The following is a 20,036-nucleotide window of genomic DNA, read 5'->3' on the forward strand; positions in this document are numbered from 1 at the left end:
GGTGCCGTGAGGCGATAAACGATTGATGAACGGTTCCGCCGCGAACCGTCGCGCGTCCGCTATACGGGGGTGACCGTGCCCAGCAGGGCCCGCACTTCGGCGGCTTCCGGAGACGTGAGCTTGTCGTAGCTGTCGTAGATCGCCAGCGCCTCGCGCCAGCAGGCCTCCGCACGCACCCTCTGACCGATCCCCATCAGAGCCTTGCCCAAAACGGTGAGCATCATCCCGCGGCGCCACTCGCCGCCCAGGCCGCGCAGTCCCAGCGCCTGTTCCGCGTGCTCCGCCGCGCGCGCGGGCCGCTGCGCCGCCAGATGGGCTTCCGCGAGGCGGAAGTGGGCCATGCCTTCCCACAGGCGTTGGCGGGTCTCGCGGAACGTGTCGAGCGCGGCCGTGAAGTGCTGCATCGCCTCGTCGGGCCGCTGTGCCGCGACCAGGACGATCCCGAGGGCGTACTTGGCGTTGGCCAGCCGGAAGGTGGCGCCCACGCTCTCGTAGATCCGCATGCCCTGCGAGGCCAGGCCGACCGCGGTCTCGGTCTCACCCATGGCGAGGTGGATCCGGGAGAGATTGCACACGGCGCTCGCCTCGCCGGGGAGGTTGCGATCGTTCCGGAACGCCTCGACGGCCTCCTGGAGATGTTCCTTCGCGTCGTCGTAACGATGCTCGTAATAGGCGATGAGGCCGTGGATGTTCGGAATCATGGACATGACCAGCGGGTCCCCGGCGGCGGATCCGGCCTTCAGGGCGAGGACGGCCTCGTCGTCGGCCTCCTGGAAGTGCCCGCTCATGCTGTGGACCAGGGCCAGGAACGTCCGGGCCCGGCCTTCTGTCAGGAGGTTCCCGGCGGCGCGTGCCGCCTCGCTGACGCTGGCGGCCACCGCCTGGTACCGCCGGGAGTTCGCTCCGGACTCCGCGAGGTCCATCGCGGCCATCAGGAGGTCGGTGGCCCGCCGCAGCAAGGGTCCGGTGGCGCACTGCTGGATGCAGGCGAGCAGCGGGTCCGACTCGGTGAACAGCCAGTCGAGTCCGGTGTCCCGGTCCGGGAAGGCGAGCCCCGGATACTCGGTGGGCTCCAGGTGCTCCACGAGCCGGTCGCCCGGTCGCTCGATGGCGTACACGCCCGCGGCGGTGGCCAGGTAGAAGTCCAGCAGCCGGGCGAGTGCCGCGTCCCGGTCCGCCGGCTGCTCGTCGCGCTCGGCGCAGGAACGCGCGTAGAGCCGTACGAGGTCGTGGAAGCGGTAGCGGCCCGGCGCTGCGGATTCCACCAGAGAGGTGTCGACCAGGACCTCCAGGAGGTCCTCCGTGCGGGGCGCGGGCAGGTCGAGCAGGGCCGCCGCTGCGGCCAGCGAGATGTCGGGGCCGTCGGCGAGGCCCAGCAGGCGGAACGCGCGCGCCTGCGCGGGCTCCAGCTGGCCGTAGCCCAGCTCGAAGGTGGCCTTGACGGCGAGGTCGCCGGCCTGGAGCTCGTCCAGCCGGCGGCGCTCGTCGGCGAGCTTGGTGGCGAGCAGGGCGACCGTCCAGGTGCGGCGGGCCGCCAGGCGGGAGGCGGCGATGCGGATCGCCAGCGGCAGGAAGCCGCAGGCCGCCACCACGTCCAGGGCGGCCTTGCGTTCGGCGGTGACACGCTCGACGCCGACGACCCTGGTGAAGAGCTGGAGTGCCTCCTCGGGGGACATCACGTCCAGGTCGACGAGGTGCGCGCCGGCCAGGTCGACCATGCGCACCCGGGAGGTGATCAGGGCCGCGCAGTTCTCGGTGCCGGGCAGCAGCGGGCGCACCTGGGCCGCGTCATGGGCGTTGTCCAGCAGCACCAGGACCCGGCGGTCGTCGAGCACCGAGCGGTACAGCGCGGCGCGTTCGTCGAGGGTGTCGGGGATCGCCGTGTCGGCGGTGCCCAGGGAGCGCAGGAAGGAGCGGAGCACCGCCTCGGGCTCGGCCGGGCGCGCGCTGGTGCCCTGGAGGTCCACGTAGAGCTGGCCGTCGGGGAAGGCGCTGCGCACCGCGTGCGCCACGTGCACCGCGAGCGTGGTTTTGCCGACGCCGCCGATGCCGGCCACAGCGGAGACCGCCATGACGCGTCCGCCGGCCGAGGAGAGCACCTTCGACAGCTCCTGCACGGATCCCTGGCGGCCGGTGAAGTCCGGGACCGTGGCGGGCAACTGCGCGGGGCGCACCTGCGGCACGAGCAGCTCGGCGGCCGGGGTCGCCGGCAGGCTCAGGCCCGGGTCGGCGGCCAGGATGCGCTGCTGGAGGTCCTTCAGGGCGGACCGCGGGTCGACGCCCAGCTCATCGGCGAGCAGCCGGCGGGTGTCCGCGTAGACGGCCAAGGCCTCGGCCTGCCGGCCGCTGCGGTACAGCGCCAGCATCAGCAGCTCGCGCAGCCGTTCGCGCAGCGGGTGCGCCGCGGTGAGCGCGGTCAGCTCGGAGACCACCTCGGCGTGCCGGCCCTGCTCCAGGTCCGTCTCCAGGCGGGTCTCCAGCAGTTGCAGCCGCCACTCCTCCAGGCGGGTCCGCTGGGTCTCGGCGAACGGCCCGGGCACGCCGGCCAGCGGCTCGCCGTCCCACAGCGCCAGCGCCTCGTTGATCAGCTCGCGTACGCGGTTGGCGCGGCCGGCGGTGCGGTACTTCTGGGCCTTCGCCCACAACTCCTCGGCCTGCGAGACGTCCAGCGCGTGCTCGGTTATCCGGATCGCGTACCCGCCCGACTCGCTGCGCAGCACGCCGGGGCCGAGCGTCTTGCGCAGCCGGGACGCGTAGGTGCGCACCGCGGCCAGCGCCTGGGACGGCGCGATCTCGCCCCACAGGGCGTCGATCAGCTCTCCCGCGGTGGCCGTGCGGCCGTCTCGCAGCAGGAGCGCGGCGAGCAGGGCGCGTTGCAGCGGCGAGCCCATGGGAAGGGCCGCCCCGGCGCGTGAGGCGCGTACGGGACCGAGCACGCCGAAGTGCAGCACCGTCTCCGTGGAGTTGGCTTCCACGGGCGGACGGTCCTGCTCCGCTAGGGGCCCTTCACCGGTCATGGCCGCTCCCTGCACGGGTCTCGATCGCCTCCGCCAGTTTGCCTTGTCCATGGCAACGCGTCAGCTCTGCTGGATGAGCTCTCACAGGGTCCTCGCACGTGGAGATGTGTTCTCGCCACGATGACCGGTAGTACGGCCTTTTCGCTGGGGTGGGGCCGTGGGGCGAATTATGGATCCTGGGACGCGTGGGACACCCGGGGCGGTTGCCATGGGACGGGTCCGCTGATGTGGCCTCCCGATGTTACCCGTGGTGAGCAACCGGGGGCGATGGGTTATCGGGGGCGTGCGGCCGCGGTGGGGGCGCACGATCGCCCCGTGGAGGTGCACCGTCGGCGGGGGTGGGGGCGGGATGCGAGCTGCGGGGCCAGCGAGACGACGCTGTGACGCCGAAGGGGGTCGGGGGGCGCGCGAACGGGTTGTGAGCGCCCCCTGTGTCGGCGCCCACAACCCGTTCGGCCGGTCGTGGTTGCGGCCGTGTTCACGGCCGTGCTTGCGGCTGCGGTACGCGGCCGGGTCAGGCTCCCAGGAAGATCGGGTTCGTGAACGCCGCGAGCGCGCCCGGCAGGCCCGGCACGGTCGCCGGATGGCGGACCTCCGCACGGACGTACGCCGCGTACGAGGGCGTGGTGTGCCACTCGATCGTGCCCTCGCCGCTCTCCGGCAGCGCGGGTCCGGTGAAGAGGGTGCCCTGGTCGGTGACGATGTGGGTGGTGCAACCCGGTGCGCCCTTGACCTCCAGGCGGGCGGTGACCGGGGTCTTGTCGTCCGCGCCCAGCCGTTCGCCGATGCCGGCGTGCTCCCCGCGGCCACCGGACGCCGTGAACGCCACCTGCACCGCCGACGACTCGGCGACATAGCTCCGTCCGGCGCGGATGCCGGCGAGGATCGCCTCGCGGGACAGGTCGTCCGCGAGCACCACCGTCTGCGGCAGGCCGACCACGTCCGGGTCGCGGTGCGCGTCGCTGTTGCCCATCGCCGGCAGCCAGCTGCGCCGTCCGGTGCGCACCCCGGCGACCAGGGTGTTGTCCCACTCCGCGAGCGAGACCTCGTCGTCGGGCGTGTACGGGCCGTTCCAGACCTCGACCGCGTCCGCCTCGTCGAAGCCGAACTTCCAGAAGCAGCCGAGGCAGGTGCCGTGCGGGTGGGCGGGCACCACGAGGCCGCCGCGCCGGCGGATCTCGCGGGCGAAGGTGCCGAAGCGGTTGTCACGGGCCCGGTAGCGCCAGTCGATGAACGTGCCGGGCTCGGGGGCGAGCGCGAGCACGTGGCCGTTGCGGGTGGTGATCTCCTCGCCGATCAGGATCAGCAGGTCGTCGCCGGCCTGGTCGGCCCAGAACGGGTGCGAGGAGTTCGTGTTGTGGTCCGACGTGTGCATGAAGTCCAGACCCGCCTCGCGGGCCAGCGCGGCGATCTCGGCCGGGGTGCGCTTGCCGTCCGAGTACCAGCTGTGCAGGTGGCAGTCGCCGCGGTACCAGGCGCGACCGCGGCCCTTCGCGCGCTCCGGTGGATAGGTCGGCTCGGGCGTCTCGCCCTGCTCGCCGTAGGTGAGGGTGACGGTCACCTCGTACGGCAGCCCGTCGGGGGCGACCGTGTACGGGCCGAGGACGACGTTCCAGGTGCCGGGATGGATCGCGCCGGCGAGGTAGCCGGGGGTGGCCTCGTCGGCGCGGACGAAGAACTCGGTGCGGGCGCCGCCGGACCAGCCGCGGAAGCCGGCGCCGCCGAGCGCGGTGCCGCGTTCGTCGAAGATCCCGATGTCGAGGGCGTTGCCCTGGGTGCCGGCCGGCACGGACGGCTTCTCGTAGGTGTAGGCGACGTGGATCTCGTGCACGCCGGACGGGACCTCGACGGGGAGGTAGACGAAGTCGGGCGCGCCCGGCGGGAGGGTGCCCTTGACCGTCCTCGTCTCCTGGCCGGAGGCCGGGGCGGCACCGTCGGCGGCGCGTGCGAAGCTCACGGTGCCCAAGGTTAGGGCGGCGGCGGCCGAGGTGCTGATCAGCGTGCGTCTGGCGAGGCCGGAGCCCCTGCCGGGGTGGCCGGCGTCACGGCGGGCGTGTTCCTGACACATTGCGGTGCCCCCTGGAGGTCGTTCGCGCTGGGTACGGCGTGGGGTGGTGGCTCTGGCCAACCCTCGTATTCAGCCGCGAACTTCCGTGGAAGGGAAGGGAAACGACGGGTGCATGTGGGGCGCGTGGGGTTCCCGCCCCCGGGTCCCCCATGTCCGGCGCTCGCTGAATCTCCACGCGTCTCCACGTCTTCGCATGCAGAACGTTATGGCCAGTCGTGCAACGGGCCTCCCGGCCGACACGTCAGAACAGGGTGAGCACAGGAGTTGCGGGTGAGCACGGAGTTGCAGCTGCGCGCCCGGCAGGGAGGACACCGATGAACACACGCCGCGTCGCACACGTCCCTGGCCTGGTGCTGGCTCTCGCGGTCGGCCTGTCCACGGCGGCGTGCTCGAACGACGACCCCGGCAAGGGTGCCGACTCCCGCAAGAGCGCCGGCGCCGGCACGCCCGCCCACTCCAGCCCCAGCGCAACCGGGGGCGGCGCGCACGACGAGGAACTCCCCGCCACCCCGGCCAGTTGGTGCACGGACGGCGCATCGGGTTCGTCGGGCGCCGGCAAGCGCCACCGCGGCCCGCTCCATGACGACTTCAACGGCGACGGTTACTCCGACGTCGCCTTCCCCGTCCCGTACGGCGACCTCGTTCCCAGGAAGACCCTGCGCAAGGGCGGCTACGTGGCCGTCGCGTACGGCTCGGCCCAGGGCCTGCGGACCTCGTCCAAGCAGCTCTTCGACCAGGACAGGCCCGGCATGCCGGGGGTCAGCGAGCCGGGTGACTACTACGGCACGTCCGTGACCAGCGCGGACCTCGACCGGGACGGGTACGCGGACCTGATCGTCGGTTCCCGCGAGAACGGGCACGACGAGGGGTGGGGCAGCGACGGCGTGGACAACGACCGCCCCCGCCACTACTACTGGCAGGGCTCCCTCTCGGTCATCTGGGGAAGCCCGAGCGGGCTGTCCGGCTCGGTCACGCTGGCCAGCGACGCCGCCTCCCACGACGACGTCGGCGCGCTCGTCGCCGCGGGGGACTTCGACGGCGACGGTGCCCCGGATCTCGCGACCGAGGTACGGGGCCACGACGTGCGCATCCTGTCCGGTCCCTTCGGGCGCGACGGCCGGCCGGCCGGCGGCGTCCGCGACGTGCAGGGCCCGCCCCTCAAGGACCCGGACGGCCCACCCGACGCCGGGATGAGCGACATGGCCACCGGTGACGTCGACGGTGACGGCATCACCGACCTGGTCTCCACGGGCAACACCCGGAACGGGCCCAAGCGCCGAAGCGACCTCGTCCTCTGGAAGGGCACCCATGACGGCCTCGCCGCGGGTACCGCCCTGAGCGGGGTCCACGGTCCCCAGGACCAGGGCGACGACGTGGCCGTCGGAGACGTGAACGGCGACGGGTACGGCGACATCATCACCAACGCCTTCTTCGTGTACATCTCCACCGACGACCTCGGCAGTGGGATACAGGAGCCGAAGTACGCCAAGAAGTACGACCGGCCGCATCTCAAGAGCGGCGCGGTCGTCTACCTGCCGGGCGGCAAGAACGGCCCCGACGTCGGGAAGATGACCATGCTCAACCAGGACAGCCCCGGCGTACCGGGCGTTGCCCACCACGACGAGACGGGCGACGAAGAGGGCGGGACCGAGTACTTCGGCTCCGGCATCTCCGTGGGGGACATCGACGGCGACGGGTACGCGGACGTGTCCGTCGGGGCCCCGGCGAAGGACGTCGGCGCTCCCCCCGGGGGCGGCGGCGACGTCGTCACGCTGCGGGGTACCGCCGACGGCCTGACCGGGAAGGACGCGCAGGTCCTCACCGCGGCCACCAAGGGCCTGCCCAGCAGCACCGCCAAGGGGTCCTACTCGATCGGGACGGCGACCAAGCTCGTCGACACCGATGGCGACGGCCATGCCGACCTGCTCGCGGGGGGCGAGAGCGATCCGGCCGGCGCCCCGCGCGCCCGTGGCTCGGTCTGGGTGTTCTCGTCGACGGCGTGCGGGGTGACCCCGAAGGGTTCGTCCCTCATCGTGCCCAGCACCCTGGGCGCGCCCGACGAGTTCAGGTCCCCGTTCGGCGCGGACTTCAACTCGTGACCGTGACGCGGCCGGCCGTTCCGCGCCCGGGATCGAGGACAGAAGCTGACCGCAACGCCTCCTAGCGTGGTCCTCGACCGACGGAACAGGAACACCGGAAGGCGAAGACCATGACCGTCAACGAACTGACCCCCCGCGATCCCGCCGAGGCCCCGGCCGTCACCGGCGAGCGCGCCGACCTGCTGGAGACGCTGGCCAAGCACCGGAACTTCCTGCGCTTCACCACCCGTGACCTCACCGATGAGCAGGCCGGGCTGCGGACCACCGCCAGCGAGCTCTGCCTGGGCGGACTGATCAAGCACGTCACCGCGGTGGAGCAGAACTGGGTGGGCTTCATCCTGAACGGCCCGTCGGCGATGCCGGACTTCACGGCCATGACCGAGGCCGACCTGGCCCAGTGGGCCGACTGGTTCCGGATGCTGCCCGGTGAGACGCTGGCCGGAGTGCTGGCGGACTACGCCGAGGTCGCTCGCCGGACCGACGACCTGGTTGCCACCCTGCCCGACCTGGACGCGGTGTGGCCACTGCCGAAAGCTCCGTGGAACGAGCCCGGCACGCAGTGGTCGGCCCGCCGGGTACTGCTGCACATCATCGCCGAGACCGCACAGCACGCCGGCCACGCCGACATCATCCGCGAGTCCCTGGACGGCGCCAAGACCATGGGCTGACCGGCGCCGGGGTGCCGGGCGGGTGGTCAGAGGCTGCGTCAGAGGCTGCCGAGGAGGGCCAGGCGCTCCGCGCTGGTGGAGCCCTGGTCGGCGTGGTAGACGACGATCAGCTGGTGGGCCTGCGGGCGCAGCATCTTCTCGTAGTGCAGGTCGAGTTCGCCGACGAGCGGGTGGTTCAGCCGGGTGAGGCCGGTGTCGCGGCGGCGTACCTCGCGGCGGGTCCACAGCCTGCTGAACCGCTCGCTGACGACGGTGAGTTCGCCGATGGTCTCGAGCAGCTGCGGGTCGGCGTCATCGACGTCGATCATGGTGCGCAGGCCGGAGACGGCCTTGGCGGTCATGTCGTCCCACTGCGGGTACAGGCTGCGCATCTCAGGCTCGAGGAAGGCGGCCCGTAGCGGGTTCTGCCCGACGGCGAAGAACGGGCACAGGAGCACGGCCAGCCGGTTGGCCGCGACGACGCGCCCGCCGGGCCCCTGGGCGTAGGCGGGGGTGTGCGGCCAGCTGTCCAGGAGCGGCTGGAGATCGCCCTGGTTCGCACGGGCGCGGTTGCGTGGCCTGCGGGCGGGCGGGGCGGGGTGGGCGAGGCGGTGCAGGTAGGCGAGCGCGTCCTCGTCGAGCTGGAGCGCGCCGGCCAGGGCGGCCAGGATCTGGTCGGAGGGGTTGAGGTTGCGGCCCTGCTCCAGGCGCAGGTAGTACTCGGGGCTGATGCCCGCGAGCTGGGCGACCTCCTCCCGCCGCAGTCCGGGTACGCGGCGCCGCTCGCCGGCGGGCAGCCCGACCTGTTGCGGGCTGAGCTGCCCCCGCCGGGCCCGCAGGAACCCGCCCAGGGTGTCGGCGGTCTCGTGCACCATGCTCTCGACGCTAACCGCTCAGCAGCCCGAGGCGGACCAGGCTCTCCGCGGTGGCCACGACGGCGTCCTCGTTGGAACGCGGGACCCAGTCCAGCTCCCTGCGGGCCTTCGCGTGGGAGGCGCGGCGCACGACGCCCAGCTGCGGCACCGTCTCACGCAGCGGCGGCCTGACCGTGGCCAGCAGGCGCAGCAGCCAGGCCGGTGCGGATCGGGTGGGGGCCTTGGCGGCGGCCTCGCCCAGCCGCTCGCGCAAGGTCAGGGCGATGTGCTGGAAGGAGACCGGCTCGCCCGCGAGCGCCAGGTACCGCTGTCCGGCTGCCTCGGGCGCGGTCATGGCACGCAGATGCAGGTCGGCCGCGTCGCGTACGTCGACCGTGTTGGTCCAGATCGGCGGCGCGGTCCGCATCCCGCCGGTCAGCATCGCGTGGACGATGCGGATCGACGCGGAGTAGTCGGGTCCGAGGACCGGCCCGAAGATCCCCACGGGGTTGACGGCCGTCAGTTCCAGCCCGTCTCCTTCGCGCTCGACGAAGTCCCAGGCAGCCCGTTCGGCGACCGCCTTGGACTTGATGTACGCGGACACCCCCGGCCCGTCGGTCCGCGTCCAGTCGTCCTCGGTGAACGTCCGTCCGGTCCGCCCGTGGCCGTAGCCCACCGCCGCGAAGGAGGAGGTCAGCACCGTGCGCCGGACGCCCGCTTCCCGGGCGGCACGGAGCACTCGCAGGGCCCCGTCCCGGGCCGGGACGATCACGTCGTCCTCGTGCTTCGGCCGCGCTGCGGGAAACGGCGAGGCGATGTGCAGGACGTAGTCCGCTCCCGCCACGGCCCGGTCCCAGCCGCGGTCGGACGTCAGGTCGGCCGCCACACAGGAGACGCCGTGCGCATGCGGGGCTCCGGCCACGGTGAGCATCCGCTCGACGTCCGACCGCCGCGCCAGGGAGCGCACCGTGGTCGTGACGGTGTGCTCTGCGGTCAGCAGCCGCGCGATCGTGTGGGAGGCCAGAAACCCGGTTCCGCCCGTGACGAGTACATGTGCCATGCCTTCATGGTCGGCGGACGGAGCGTCGCGTTCCAGATCCTGCCGATACCAGTACTCCGAGGGACAGGATCGGCGCATTGGCTCCCAGCGGGACGCCGGCACCTTTCCGCGGCGCTCGGGTACGTCGGCCGCCGGCCGGAACCGCAACGGTCGATCACCCCGTACCCGTGTCCCGCACGACCTCTCCGCACGCCCGGACGTACCCCGCCACCAGCGGCCGACGGTCGTCCCTGCGCCGGGCCAGCACGAAACGGCTGGGCGCGATGCCGGAGACGGGGCGGGTGGTCACGCCGCCCAGGGTGATCAGGGGGGCGTTGCCCACCGCGAGGAGGACCACGCCGAGCCCGGCGACCAGGGCCTCGTAGGTCTCCTCGGTACTGGCGACCTCCGCGCCGATGCGCGCCGGGCGGCCCTCGCGCGCGTCCGTGGCGAGCCAGTAGTCACGCAGCCGTCCGGCGCTGCGCGGAAGCGCGAGGAACGGCTCGTCGACGAGGTCCGTGAACGGGATCGTGGCGCGCTCCGCCAGCCGGTGGTCCTCCGGCAGCGCGACCAGCCGGGGTTCCTCCGCGACGACCGTCCACGCGTACCGCTCCTCGTCGGGCAGCGGCAGCCAGACGTAGGACACGTCGGTGCTGCCGTCCGCCAGGCCCGCCGTGGCGTCGTCCCAGCTGACCTGGCGCAGCCGGACCGTCACCTCGGGGTGTGCGGAGGTGAAACGGGAGCGGACGGCGGGGAGCAGTCCGCCGCGGCCGGGGCTGGTGCTCATTCCGACGACCAGGGTGGCCCGGGTGGCGGCCTTGGCCCGTTCGACCTCGGCCTGGGCGTCGTCCCAGGCGGCCAGTACCCGCCGGGCGTGCGGGAGCAGGGCCTCGCCTGCCGGGGTGAGGCGTACGCCGGGTCGGTCGCGGGTGAACAGCGGGGTGCCGAGCTGCCGTTCCAGTGCCCTGATCTGCTTGCTGAGCGCGGGCTGGGAGACGAAGAGTCGCTCGGCGGCGCGGGTGAAGTGGAGCTCGTCGGCCACCGCGACGAAATACCGCAGGTCGCGACCGTGCACATCAGTCATAACCATCGGCTATCACGGCAGGTCTTGGACGGGCAAGGGGAGGTGCGACGAATGTGGACGGAGCAGGGAGCGCCGCTACGGAAACGGGCGGCGGGCGCTCCCGGTGGGACATCCGAGGGGACGTCCGACAGGACATCCGGCGGGTCATCCGGCGGGATATCGAGACGGAGACGATCATGAACAAGGTTTGGCTGGTCACCGGCGCCAACAGCGGTTTCGGACGGGCCATCACCGGCGCCGCCGTGGCGGCCGGCGACGTGGTCGTGGGCGCCGTACGGCGGGCGGGCACGCTCGACGACCTGGTGGCGGCCCACCCCGACCAGGTGGAGGCGCTCGCCCTGGACGTCACGGACGCGGCGGCCATCGACGCCGCGGTGGCCGACGTGGTGCGCCGGCACGGGCGTGTCGACGTCCTGGTCAACAACGCCGGGCGTGGCCATGTCGGCGCCTTCGAGGAGACCTCGGACGCCGATCTGCGCGACCTGTTCGACCTGCATGTCTTCGGGCCCGCCGCGCTGGTGCGGGCCGTGCTGCCGCACATGCGCGAGCGGCGCTCGGGCGCCATCGTGCAGATGAGCAGCATGGGCGGGCAGATGTCGTTCGCCGGGTTCTCCGCCTACAGCGGCACCAAGTTCGCGTTGGAGGGCATGTCCGAGGCGCTGGCCCACGAGGTCGCGCCGCTCGGCATCAAGGTGCTGGTCGTCGAGCCCGGCGGGTTCCGCACCTCGCTCATGTCCAACACCACCGCCAGCGCCGAACTCCCCGATTACGCGGAGACGGTCGGCGCCACCCGCGCGATGGTCGGCGAGGGTGACATTGCCAACGGTGATCCGGCCAAGGCCGCCGCGGTGATCATCGCCGCGCTGGCGGCCGAGAAGACGCCGCTGCACCTGCCGCTGGGTGCCGACGGCGTGGATGCGGTGCTCGGCCAACTCGGCACCGTTCGGGCGGAGATCGAGGAGTGGCAGGAGCGGGCGCGGGCGACGGCCTTCGACGCGTGAGGGCGCGGGGCGCGCCGTGCGCGGGCGGGCGGCGCGTGCACCACGGCGCCGTCCGTGGCGCCGGCCCGGCCGGAGTCGGTGCAGGGGGCTCCCGGTGATCGCTCGTATGCTCGGTTTTATGACGGATCATGCCCCGGTAGCGCCCACACCCACCGCGATGCGCCGCGCCCTGCGCAGAGCGCGGGACGGAGTCTCGCTGGACGCCACGGAGGCGGCCGTCCTGCTCCAGGCCCGCGGCGACGCGTTGCGCGACCTGACCGCCTCGGCCGCCCGGATCCGCGACGCGGGTCTCGCGGCGGCCGGCCGGCCCGGCACGCTCACGTACTCGAAGAAGGTCTTCATCCCGCTGACCCGGCTGTGCCGGGACCGCTGCCACTACTGCACCTTCGTGACCGTCCCCGGCCGGCTGCGCCGGGCAGGGCACGGCATGTACCTCACACCGGACGAGGTCCTGGACATCGCCCGGCAGGGCGCAGCGATGGGCTGCAAGGAAGCCCTCTTCACGCTCGGCGACCGCCCCGAGGACCGCTGGCCGGAGGCGCGCGAGTGGCTCGACGCGCACGGTTACGACGACACGTTGGCCTATCTGCGCGCCATGGCGATCCGGGTGCTGGAGGAGACGGGAATGCTCCCGCACCTCAACCCCGGCGTGCTGACCTGGAGCGACTTCCAGCGTCTGAAGCCGGTCGCACCCTCCATGGGCATGATGCTGGAGACCACCGCCACCCGGCTGTGGTCGGAGCCCGGCGGCCCGCACCACGGCTCGCCCGACAAGGAGCCGGCGGTGCGGCTGCGGGTGCTGCACGACGCGGGCCGCAGCAACGTCCCGTTCACCAGCGGCATCCTCATCGGCATCGGCGAGACCCATGAGGAGCGCGCCGACGCCCTCTTCGAGCTGCGCCGCATCCAGCGCGCCTACCACGGCGTCCAGGAAGTCATCGTGCAGAACTTCCGCGCCAAGCCGGACACCGCGATGCGCGGCGCGCCGGACGCCGAACTTCAGGAGCTGGCCGCCTGTATCGCGGTGGCCCGGCACATCCTCGGCCCCGACGCCCGGATCCAGGCCCCGCCGAACCTGGTCGACGCCCAGTACGCGCTGATGATCGGCGCCGGGATCGACGACTGGGGCGGGGTGTCGCCGCTCACCCCCGACCACGTCAACCCCGAGCGGCCCTGGCCACAGCTCGACGAACTCGCCGCGCGCACCGCGGAAGCCGGCTTCCACCTGCGCGAACGGCTCACCGTCTACCCCGAGTTCATCGCACGCGGCGAACCCTGGCTCGACCCGCGGCTGCTGCCGCACGTGGCGGCGCTGGTCGAGGACGGCACCGGTCTGGCCCGCGAGGACGCCCGCCCGACCGGGCTGCCCTGGCAGGAGCCGGACCCGGTGCTCAGCTCGTCCGGCCGCACCGACCTGCACCGCACCATCGACACCGAGGGCCGCACCACCGACCGGCGCGACGACTTCGACGCGGTCTACGGCGACTGGGACGCGCTGCGCGAGCAGGCCGCGTCCGGTGCGGCACCCGAGCGCATCGACGGCGACGTGAGCGCGGCACTGCGGCAGGCCGCCGACGACCCCACCCGGCTCACCGACGACCAGGCGCTCACCCTGCTGCACGCCGACGGCGCCCCGCTCGACGCGCTGTGCAACATCGCCGACGACCTGCGCCGCAGCGTCGTCGGCGACGACGTCACCTACATCGTCACCCGGAACATCAACTTCACCAACGTCTGCTACACCGGCTGCCGCTTCTGCGCCTTCGCCCAGCGCCGCACCGACGCCGACGCCTACACCCTCTCCGTCGAACAGGTCGCCGAGCGCGCCGCGCAGGCCTGGGAAGTGGGTGCGGTGGAGGTGTGCATGCAGGGCGGCATCCACCCCGACCTGCCCGGCACCGCCTACTTCGACATCGCACGCGCCGTGAAGACCCGGGTACCCGGCATGCACGTGCACGCCTTCTCGCCCATGGAGGTCGTCAACGGCGCCGCCCGCACCGGCATGTCCGTACGGGACTGGCTGACCGCCGCCAAGGAGGCCGGCCTCGACTCGATCCCGGGCACCGCGGCGGAGATCCTCGACGACGAGGTGCGCTGGGTCCTCACCAAGGGCAAGCTGCCCGCCGCCACCTGGCGCGAGGTGATCACCACCGCGCACGAACTCGGCATCCGCTCCTCGTCCACGATGATGTACGGCCACGTCGACCAGCCCCGGCACTGGCTCGGCCATCTGCGCACCCTGGCGGACATCCAGCGCACCGCCCTGGACAAGGGCGTGGCGGGCTTCACCGAGTTCGTCACCCTCCCCTTCATCCACACCAACGCACCCGTCTACCTGGCCGGCATCGCCCGCCCCGGCCCGACCCTGCGCGACAACCGCGCCGTCACCGCCATGGCCCGGCTGCTCCTCCACCCGTACATCCGCAACATCCAGACCAGCTGGGTCAAGCTCGGCACGGACGGCGCCGCGCAGATGCTGCGCTCCGGCGCGAACGACCTGGGCGGCACGCTGATGGAGGAGACCATCTCCCGGATGGCCGGTTCCCGTTACGGCTCCTACCGCTCGGTCCGCGATCTCGCCGCCATCGCGGACGTGGCGGGGCGCCCGGCGCGTCCGCGCACGACGCTCTACGGGGCCGTTCCGGAGGAACGGCAACGGGCGGCGACCGCTTCCGACGGTCACCTGCCGGAGTTGTTGCCGGTGGTGGATTAAGGGCGAACCCGCGGTGCCCGTTGTCTTGCGCACGTTAAGGGGCGCGGGGAACTGCGCGACCGGCCACGACGAGACCGTCAGATCGTCACCGTCCGAGAGAGGCTGTTTCTGCCGTCTCCGGACCACCGGGCCGGTGGGGGCTGGTCGCTCCCCCACTGCCTTAAAGGCGTGGGAGGTACCCCCATCCCCGCGCCCCTAAGGGTGCGCCTTCGGCGCCCCTTCCAGGGGAGGATGGGTCCCGGACGACCCATCAGGAGGGAGCGAGCCGTGGCGCGGACAGGACCGTCCATGCACGAGCTGATCCGCCGGCGCCGCCGCGCGAAGTTCATCGGCAGGCACGACGAACTCGCCGCGTTCCGCGAGAACTTCGACCTGCCACCCGAAGACGACCGGCACCGCTTCCTGTTCCACGTGCACGGTCCGGCGGGCGTCGGCAAGACGTTCCTGGTCCGGGAGATGGAGCAGATGGCGCGCGACCGCGGCGCGCTCACCGCCTACCTGGACGAGTCCGTCGGCGACGTTCCGGAGGCGCTGGCCCGGATCAGTGCCGAGTCCGCCCGGCAGGGGCACCCCCTGAAGACGCTCGACAAGCGGCTTGCCGCCTACCGGCAGAAGCGGCACGAGGCCGAGTCGGTCTCCCTGCGGGAGGCCGCGGTCGACGGCTCACCCGCCGCCCCGGCCCCGCGGCCGTCCGCGGGCAGCATGGCGGTCGCACGCGCCGGGCTCACCGGGCTCGGCATGGTGCCGGTGGTCGGCGCGTTCGCGGGCGCGCTGGACCCCGCCGAACTGGCGCAGGGCACCGACCGGCTGCGGGCCACGCTCGGCGCACGGTTCACCAGCCAGGACGACGTCCAGCTGGTCCTGGCCCCCGACCGGGCCCTGACACCGGTCCTCGTCGGGGAACTGACCGGCCTCGACGCACCCTGGATCGTGCTGTTCTTCGACACCTACGAGCGGACCGGACCGTTCCTCGACGGCTGGCTGCGCGATGTGATGACGACCGACCGGTACGGGGCGCTGCCGGCGCACGTGGTCGTGGTGCTGTCGGGACAGCGGCCGTTCGACGCGGTGCGCTGGGGCGGCTGGGCGGACTTCGTGGCCGACCTGCCGCTCACGCCGTTCAGCGAGTCGGAGGCGCGGGGGCTGCTGGCCGCCAAGGGCGTGACGGACGAGACGGTGGTCGCGGAGGTGCTGCGGCTCTCCGGCGGGTTGCCGGTGCTGCTCTCCATGCTCGCCGAGAACCAGCCGGAGAGCGCCGACGACGTCGGCGACCCCAGTTCGACCGCCGTGGAGCGCTTCCTGAAGTGGGAGCCGGACCCGGTACGCCGCGCAGCGGCCCTCGCCGGCGCCCTGCCCCGCCGGCTCGACGAGGACGTCTTCCGGGCCGCCGTGGACGAACCGGCCGCCGGGCTCTACTCCTGGTTGTGCCGGCTGCCGTTCGTCAGCCCACGCGGCAGCCGGATCCAGTACCACGACGTCGTCCGCGGTCCGATGCTGCGCCTGATGCGCCACACCTCGCGCCGCGACCTCGCCGCCCGGCACGCCCGGCTCGCGGCGGCGTTCGCCGCCTGGCGCACCGAGGCGGCGGAGGGGATCGAACCGGTCGACCTGTGGGAGCACGAGGACTGGCGGGCGTACCGGCTGGAGGAGACGTACCACCTGCTGTGCGCCCGCCCGGCCGCCGAACTCCCCGGAGCGCTGCGGGAGACCGTCGAGGCGTGCGAGGAGGGGCCGGTGGCGGGCCGGCAGTGGGCGCGGATGCTCGCGGACGCGGGGGAGGACGCCGACGACGACGAGCTGCGGACCTGGGGGCGGCTCCTGGCACGGGTGCTGCGGGAGGACGCCGGGGAGGACTCCGGTCGGGAGGACGACGCGCGTGCCGCCGGCGCACCGCACCAGGACGCGGCCGGTGCCGGCGAGGAACCGGAGGGCGTGCTGGCCGCGTTCGGCCTGTTGCTGTCCCGGCCGGGCCTGGACGCCGCCGGGCGGGCCCTGGCCCATGCGGCGCGCGGCCGTGAGCTGCGGGAGTCGGGGGACTTGACGGGTGCGCTGGCGGACTACGACCGGGCCGTCGCGCTCGACCCCCGCCTGGTACGCGGCTGGCACGGGCGCGGCCTCGCCCACCGGCAGAGCCAGGCGTACGAGGCGGCGGTGCGGGACTTCGACCGCTGCGACGAACTGGCGCCCGACACGGCGTGGATCATCGAGGAACGCGGTGAGACGCACCGGATGGCCGGCGACGACGCGCAGGCCGTCGCGGACTTCGACCGGGCGATCACCCTGGACCCGACGCGCCCCGGCGCCTTCGCGTCCCGGGGCGTGTGCCAGGGCCGGCTCGGCCGGCACGAGGAGGCACTGGCCGATCTGGACCGGGCGCTCGCCATCGACGGCGACTACCTGTGGGCGCTGGTGCGCAGGGCGCGGCTGCACGGCGACCGGGGCCGCTGGGACGCGGCCTTCGCCGACCTGGACCGCGCGGTACGGCTGGCCCCCGACTCCGCATGGATCGCCTCCGAGCGGGGCGAGGTCTACCGGTCGGCCTTCCGAAACCACGAAGCCGTCGCGGAGTTCACCCGAGCCCTCGACCTGCGGCCCGCCAGCTTCACCGCCATGGCCTCCCGCGCCGCCGCGCTACGCGGCCTTGGCCGGCACCGCGCCGCGCTGGCAGACCTCGACCGCGCCATCGAGTTGCACCCCGACTATCCCTGGGCCCTGCTTGAACGGGCCAGGGTACGGCGATGCCTGGGGGATCGGCCGGGTGCGTTCCGCGACCTCGACCTGGCGGTGGCCATCCGGCCCAGCGCGTACGGACCCCTCATCGAGCGTGCCATCGCGCACCGTGAAGCAGGCCGGAACGCCGCTGCCATGGCCGATCTCGACCGTGTGCTGGAAAGCGCCCCCGACCACACCTGGGCGCTGGCCGAGCGGGGCGCGACCCATGCCGCCGAGGGGGATCACCACAAGGCGCTCCAGGACGTGGACCACGCCCTGGAAGCGCAGGCGGACAGCCTGGTCGCGCACCTCGAACGTACCCGGGTCCTGCTGCGGATGGGCCGGACCGCACAGGTCACGGCAGAGCTGGACTGGCTGATCGACAGCGGTGCGGACCCCGCCCGGATCGGCTGGACGGCCGCCTGGGCACTGCTCCTGGACCATCGTCCCGACGACGCGTTGCGGCAGCTGCGGCACCACCACACGCTGGTCACCGACCTGTGGCCCGCCGTGGCCCACCACCGGGCCGGACAGTGGGACCTGGCGCGGCGATGCGCTCAGCGAGCGTCCTTCGAGCATCCCTTGCCCTCCGCACACCTCCAGGCCCTCGTCCTCTCGGAGTCCGAGGGCCTGGCGCGGGCCGCGGCACAGTGGCGGCGCGTGCGGGACATGGCGACGCACGCCGGTCGGGACGTGGGCCGGCGCCCGGCCGCCTGGGCCGTGGTCGGCTACGCACTCGGCGACTGGGCCCGAGCCGACACGGCCCTGGGCGTGGGCGTGGGGGAGGTCCAGGACTGGGGCGCCCTGCACGAGTGGTACGCCGAGCTCCACACCCTCCTGCGCAGCCCCGGCGCCGACCGCCTCCGGCTGTCCCCCCGCCTGGCCCACGTCGTCGCCGCCCGGGACGCCGTCCAGACCCGGTACGCACACGACCTGCCGGACTGACCGGACGGCGCGGGGGGACCTTGTCCCGGTGACGGACGACCGGCGACTTCAAGACACCCGGCGCCGCACCCGCCGAAGCCCCTGAAGCGACCCTCAGAGGTCGATTACAGTGCAGCGAGGGCGGGCCAGCACCGGTGGCCGGGGACACCCGGAACCCCGGACGTCGGGACGTCCGGGGGTACGTCGGGATGACGGCGAAGCGAGGACGGTGAGGAGGAGGCCCGGTGAACCCTGGAGTCACCGCTGTATGGGGGCGTGCGGAGCAGCAGGACTTCCGCAGTCGGGTCCGTGGCACCCTGCTGGGCGCGGCGCTCGGTGACGCACTCGGCGCGCCGGTGGCGTCGCTCACCCTGGAGGAGATCCGCGCCGCACACGGCGCGGAAGGCCTCACCGATTTCGCGCCCTTCCCCCTCGCGCACGACCGGCAGGGCGCCGTCACCGCCGCCACCCAGCTCCTGCTGTTCACCGTCGACGGGCTGATCCGCGCCCAGGTGCGCCGTGACACCGGCGCCTGGCATCCGCCCTCCGACCTGCACCGCGCCTACCACCGCTGGGCCGCCACCCAGCGCGACTGGGGACCCGACGAGCGGCGCGCCGAGGACGGTTGGCTGGCCCGCGAGGAGTGGCTGTACGCCCGCCGCGATCCGGCACGTGCCTGCCTGCTCGGCTTCGGCGACGACGTCATGGGCACCCTGGACAAGCCGAAGAACCCGAAGGAGCGGGGTGCCCAGGCCGCCGCGCGTTCGGCACCGTTCGGGCTGCTGGTGGGCTGGGAGCCGCAGTTGGTGGCGCAGCTGGCGTTCGAGTGCGCGGTGCAGTCCCACGGCCATGCCGTCGCCTATCTCACGGCCGGCGCACACGCCGCGCTGGTGCATGCGCTGGCGCGCGGCGAGACCATGGACACGGCGGTGCAGCGCACGCTGGCGCTGCTCGCGACCCGCCCCGGCCACCCGCCCGTCACGGCCGCGCTCCAGCACGCGCTGGGCGCGGTGCGCCAGGGCATGCCGACCCCGGCCCGGGTGGAGGAACTGGCCGCCGACCGGGACGCGGAGGGCGCGCTCGCGGTGGCGGTGTACTGCGCCCTGGTCGGCGAGGACGTCCGGCACGGGCTGTGCCTGGCGGTGAACCAGGGCGCCGCCGACTCCGCGCTGTGCGGGACGCTCGCGGGCGCCCTGCTCGGCGCGTTGCACGGCGAGACCGCACTGCCACCGGCCTGGGTGGCCCAGGTCGAGGGCCGCGCCACCCTCCTGGAGATCGCCGACGACTTCGCCATGGAGATGACCCAGGGCCCGGCCCTGCACGGTCCGGGCCGTGCCTCAGAGGGCTGGCTCGCCCGCTATCCCCGGGCGTGAGGACCAGGGAGCCAGGGAGCCAGGGAGCCAGGGGATCAGGGGATCAGGGGATCAGGGGGCGCCCGGCAGCCCCCACCGCTCCGCCGGCGCGTTCGGCGTGACCGGGCGGACCACCGGAGTGGGACGCGTACCGCGCGGGTACACCCACGCCTCCTGGCCGCGGGACAGCTCGATGTGCAGGTCGCCGTTGTCGAGGGAGACCCACTCCAGGGGCCGCCCCGCCCCGTCCCGAACGTCCACGGACCCGTCGATGTCCGTGCGCAGCACGCACCGCGCCCCCGCCTCGCTGAACACCCGCACCCACCGGGTCGCCAGTCGACACGCCCGTGACGGTGCCGACCGGTTCCAGGGTGAGGTGTCCGATGGGCAGCCGCGCCAGACCGAAGGTGGAGCCGAACTCGGGCCGGTGGTCCTGGACCTCGCTGTGCTGGACGGTGAAGCGCATCGCGTTCGCGCCCGGTTCGGCGTAGACGCCGGTGCCGAGGAACCCGTTGCCGAGGAAGGG

12 protein-coding genes are annotated in these 20,036 nt (G+C 73.3%); 6 read left to right on the forward strand and 6 right to left on the reverse strand.

Features of this window, described 5'->3' with window-relative positions:
• Window positions 1-59: 59 nt before the first annotated feature.
• A complete protein-coding gene (gene afsR / locus NQO67_RS13405; RefSeq protein WP_255950135.1) occupies window positions 60-3,017 on the reverse strand; it encodes an SARP-family global regulator AfsR in 2,958 nt (985 codons plus the stop codon).
• A 514-nt stretch (window positions 3,018-3,531) separates the two neighbouring features.
• Window positions 3,532-5,085, reverse strand: coding sequence for a CehA/McbA family metallohydrolase (locus NQO67_RS13410; protein WP_255950136.1), 1,554 nt, complete (start codon window positions 5,083-5,085; stop codon window positions 3,532-3,534).
• Between the two features lie 314 nt (window positions 5,086-5,399).
• Between NQO67_RS13410 and NQO67_RS13415 the strand changes: the two genes are divergently transcribed.
• Window positions 5,400-7,184, forward strand: coding sequence for a VCBS repeat-containing protein (locus NQO67_RS13415; protein WP_255950137.1), 1,785 nt, complete (start codon window positions 5,400-5,402; stop codon window positions 7,182-7,184).
• Between the two features lie 110 nt (window positions 7,185-7,294).
• A complete protein-coding gene (locus tag NQO67_RS13420; protein ID WP_255950138.1) occupies window positions 7,295-7,852 on the forward strand; it encodes a DinB family protein in 558 nt (185 codons plus the stop codon).
• A 38-nt stretch (window positions 7,853-7,890) separates the two neighbouring features.
• On the opposite strand, the gene NQO67_RS13425 is transcribed toward NQO67_RS13420, so the two are convergent.
• From NQO67_RS13425 to NQO67_RS13435, 3 genes are all read right to left on the reverse strand, one after another.
• Window positions 7,891-8,706 (reverse strand): helix-turn-helix domain-containing protein, encoded by an 816-nt coding sequence (locus tag NQO67_RS13425; RefSeq protein ID WP_255950139.1) that lies wholly within the window; start codon window positions 8,704-8,706, stop codon window positions 7,891-7,893.
• A 10-nt stretch (window positions 8,707-8,716) separates the two neighbouring features.
• A complete protein-coding gene (locus tag NQO67_RS13430) occupies window positions 8,717-9,745 on the reverse strand; it encodes an SDR family oxidoreductase (RefSeq protein ID WP_255950140.1) in 1,029 nt (342 codons plus the stop codon).
• Window positions 9,746-9,899: 154 nt separating this feature from the next.
• On the reverse strand, window positions 9,900-10,808 hold the full coding sequence (locus tag NQO67_RS13435) for a LysR family transcriptional regulator (RefSeq protein WP_374118979.1): 909 nt from the start codon (window positions 10,806-10,808) through the stop codon (window positions 9,900-9,902).
• 176 nt (window positions 10,809-10,984) lie between these two features.
• Here NQO67_RS13435 and NQO67_RS13440 point away from each other — a divergent pair, with 176 nt between their 5' ends.
• The 4 genes from NQO67_RS13440 to NQO67_RS13455 all read left to right on the forward strand — a co-directional run bounded on the left by NQO67_RS13440 (window position 10,985) and on the right by NQO67_RS13455 (window position 19,531).
• Entirely contained in the window at window positions 10,985-11,809 is an 825-nt protein-coding gene (locus NQO67_RS13440) for an oxidoreductase (protein ID WP_255950142.1), read from the forward strand.
• 157 nt (window positions 11,810-11,966) lie between these two features.
• Entirely contained in the window at window positions 11,967-14,522 is a 2,556-nt protein-coding gene (locus NQO67_RS13445; RefSeq protein WP_255950384.1) for a bifunctional FO biosynthesis protein CofGH, read from the forward strand.
• 288 nt (window positions 14,523-14,810) lie between these two features.
• On the forward strand, window positions 14,811-18,179 hold the full coding sequence (locus tag NQO67_RS43775) for a tetratricopeptide repeat protein (RefSeq protein WP_305125775.1): 3,369 nt from the start codon (window positions 14,811-14,813) through the stop codon (window positions 18,177-18,179).
• 224 nt (window positions 18,180-18,403) lie between these two features.
• Complete coding sequence (locus tag NQO67_RS13455) at window positions 18,404-19,531, forward strand: ADP-ribosylglycohydrolase family protein (RefSeq protein ID WP_255950143.1); 1,128 nt, start codon at window positions 18,404-18,406, stop codon at window positions 19,529-19,531.
• A gap of 51 nt (window positions 19,532-19,582) precedes the next feature.
• Here NQO67_RS13455 and NQO67_RS13460 read toward each other — a convergent pair whose 3' ends face one another.
• Window positions 19,583-19,825 carry a hypothetical protein gene (locus tag NQO67_RS13460; protein WP_255950415.1) on the reverse strand — a complete coding sequence of 81 codons (243 nt, stop codon included), beginning with the start codon at window positions 19,823-19,825 and terminating at the stop codon, window positions 19,583-19,585.
• Window positions 19,826-20,036 lie beyond the last annotated feature (211 nt).

Source organism: Streptomyces odontomachi, assembly GCF_024435355.1.
GTDB classification, from domain to species: Bacteria; Actinomycetota; Actinomycetes; order Streptomycetales; family Streptomycetaceae; genus Streptomyces; species Streptomyces odontomachi.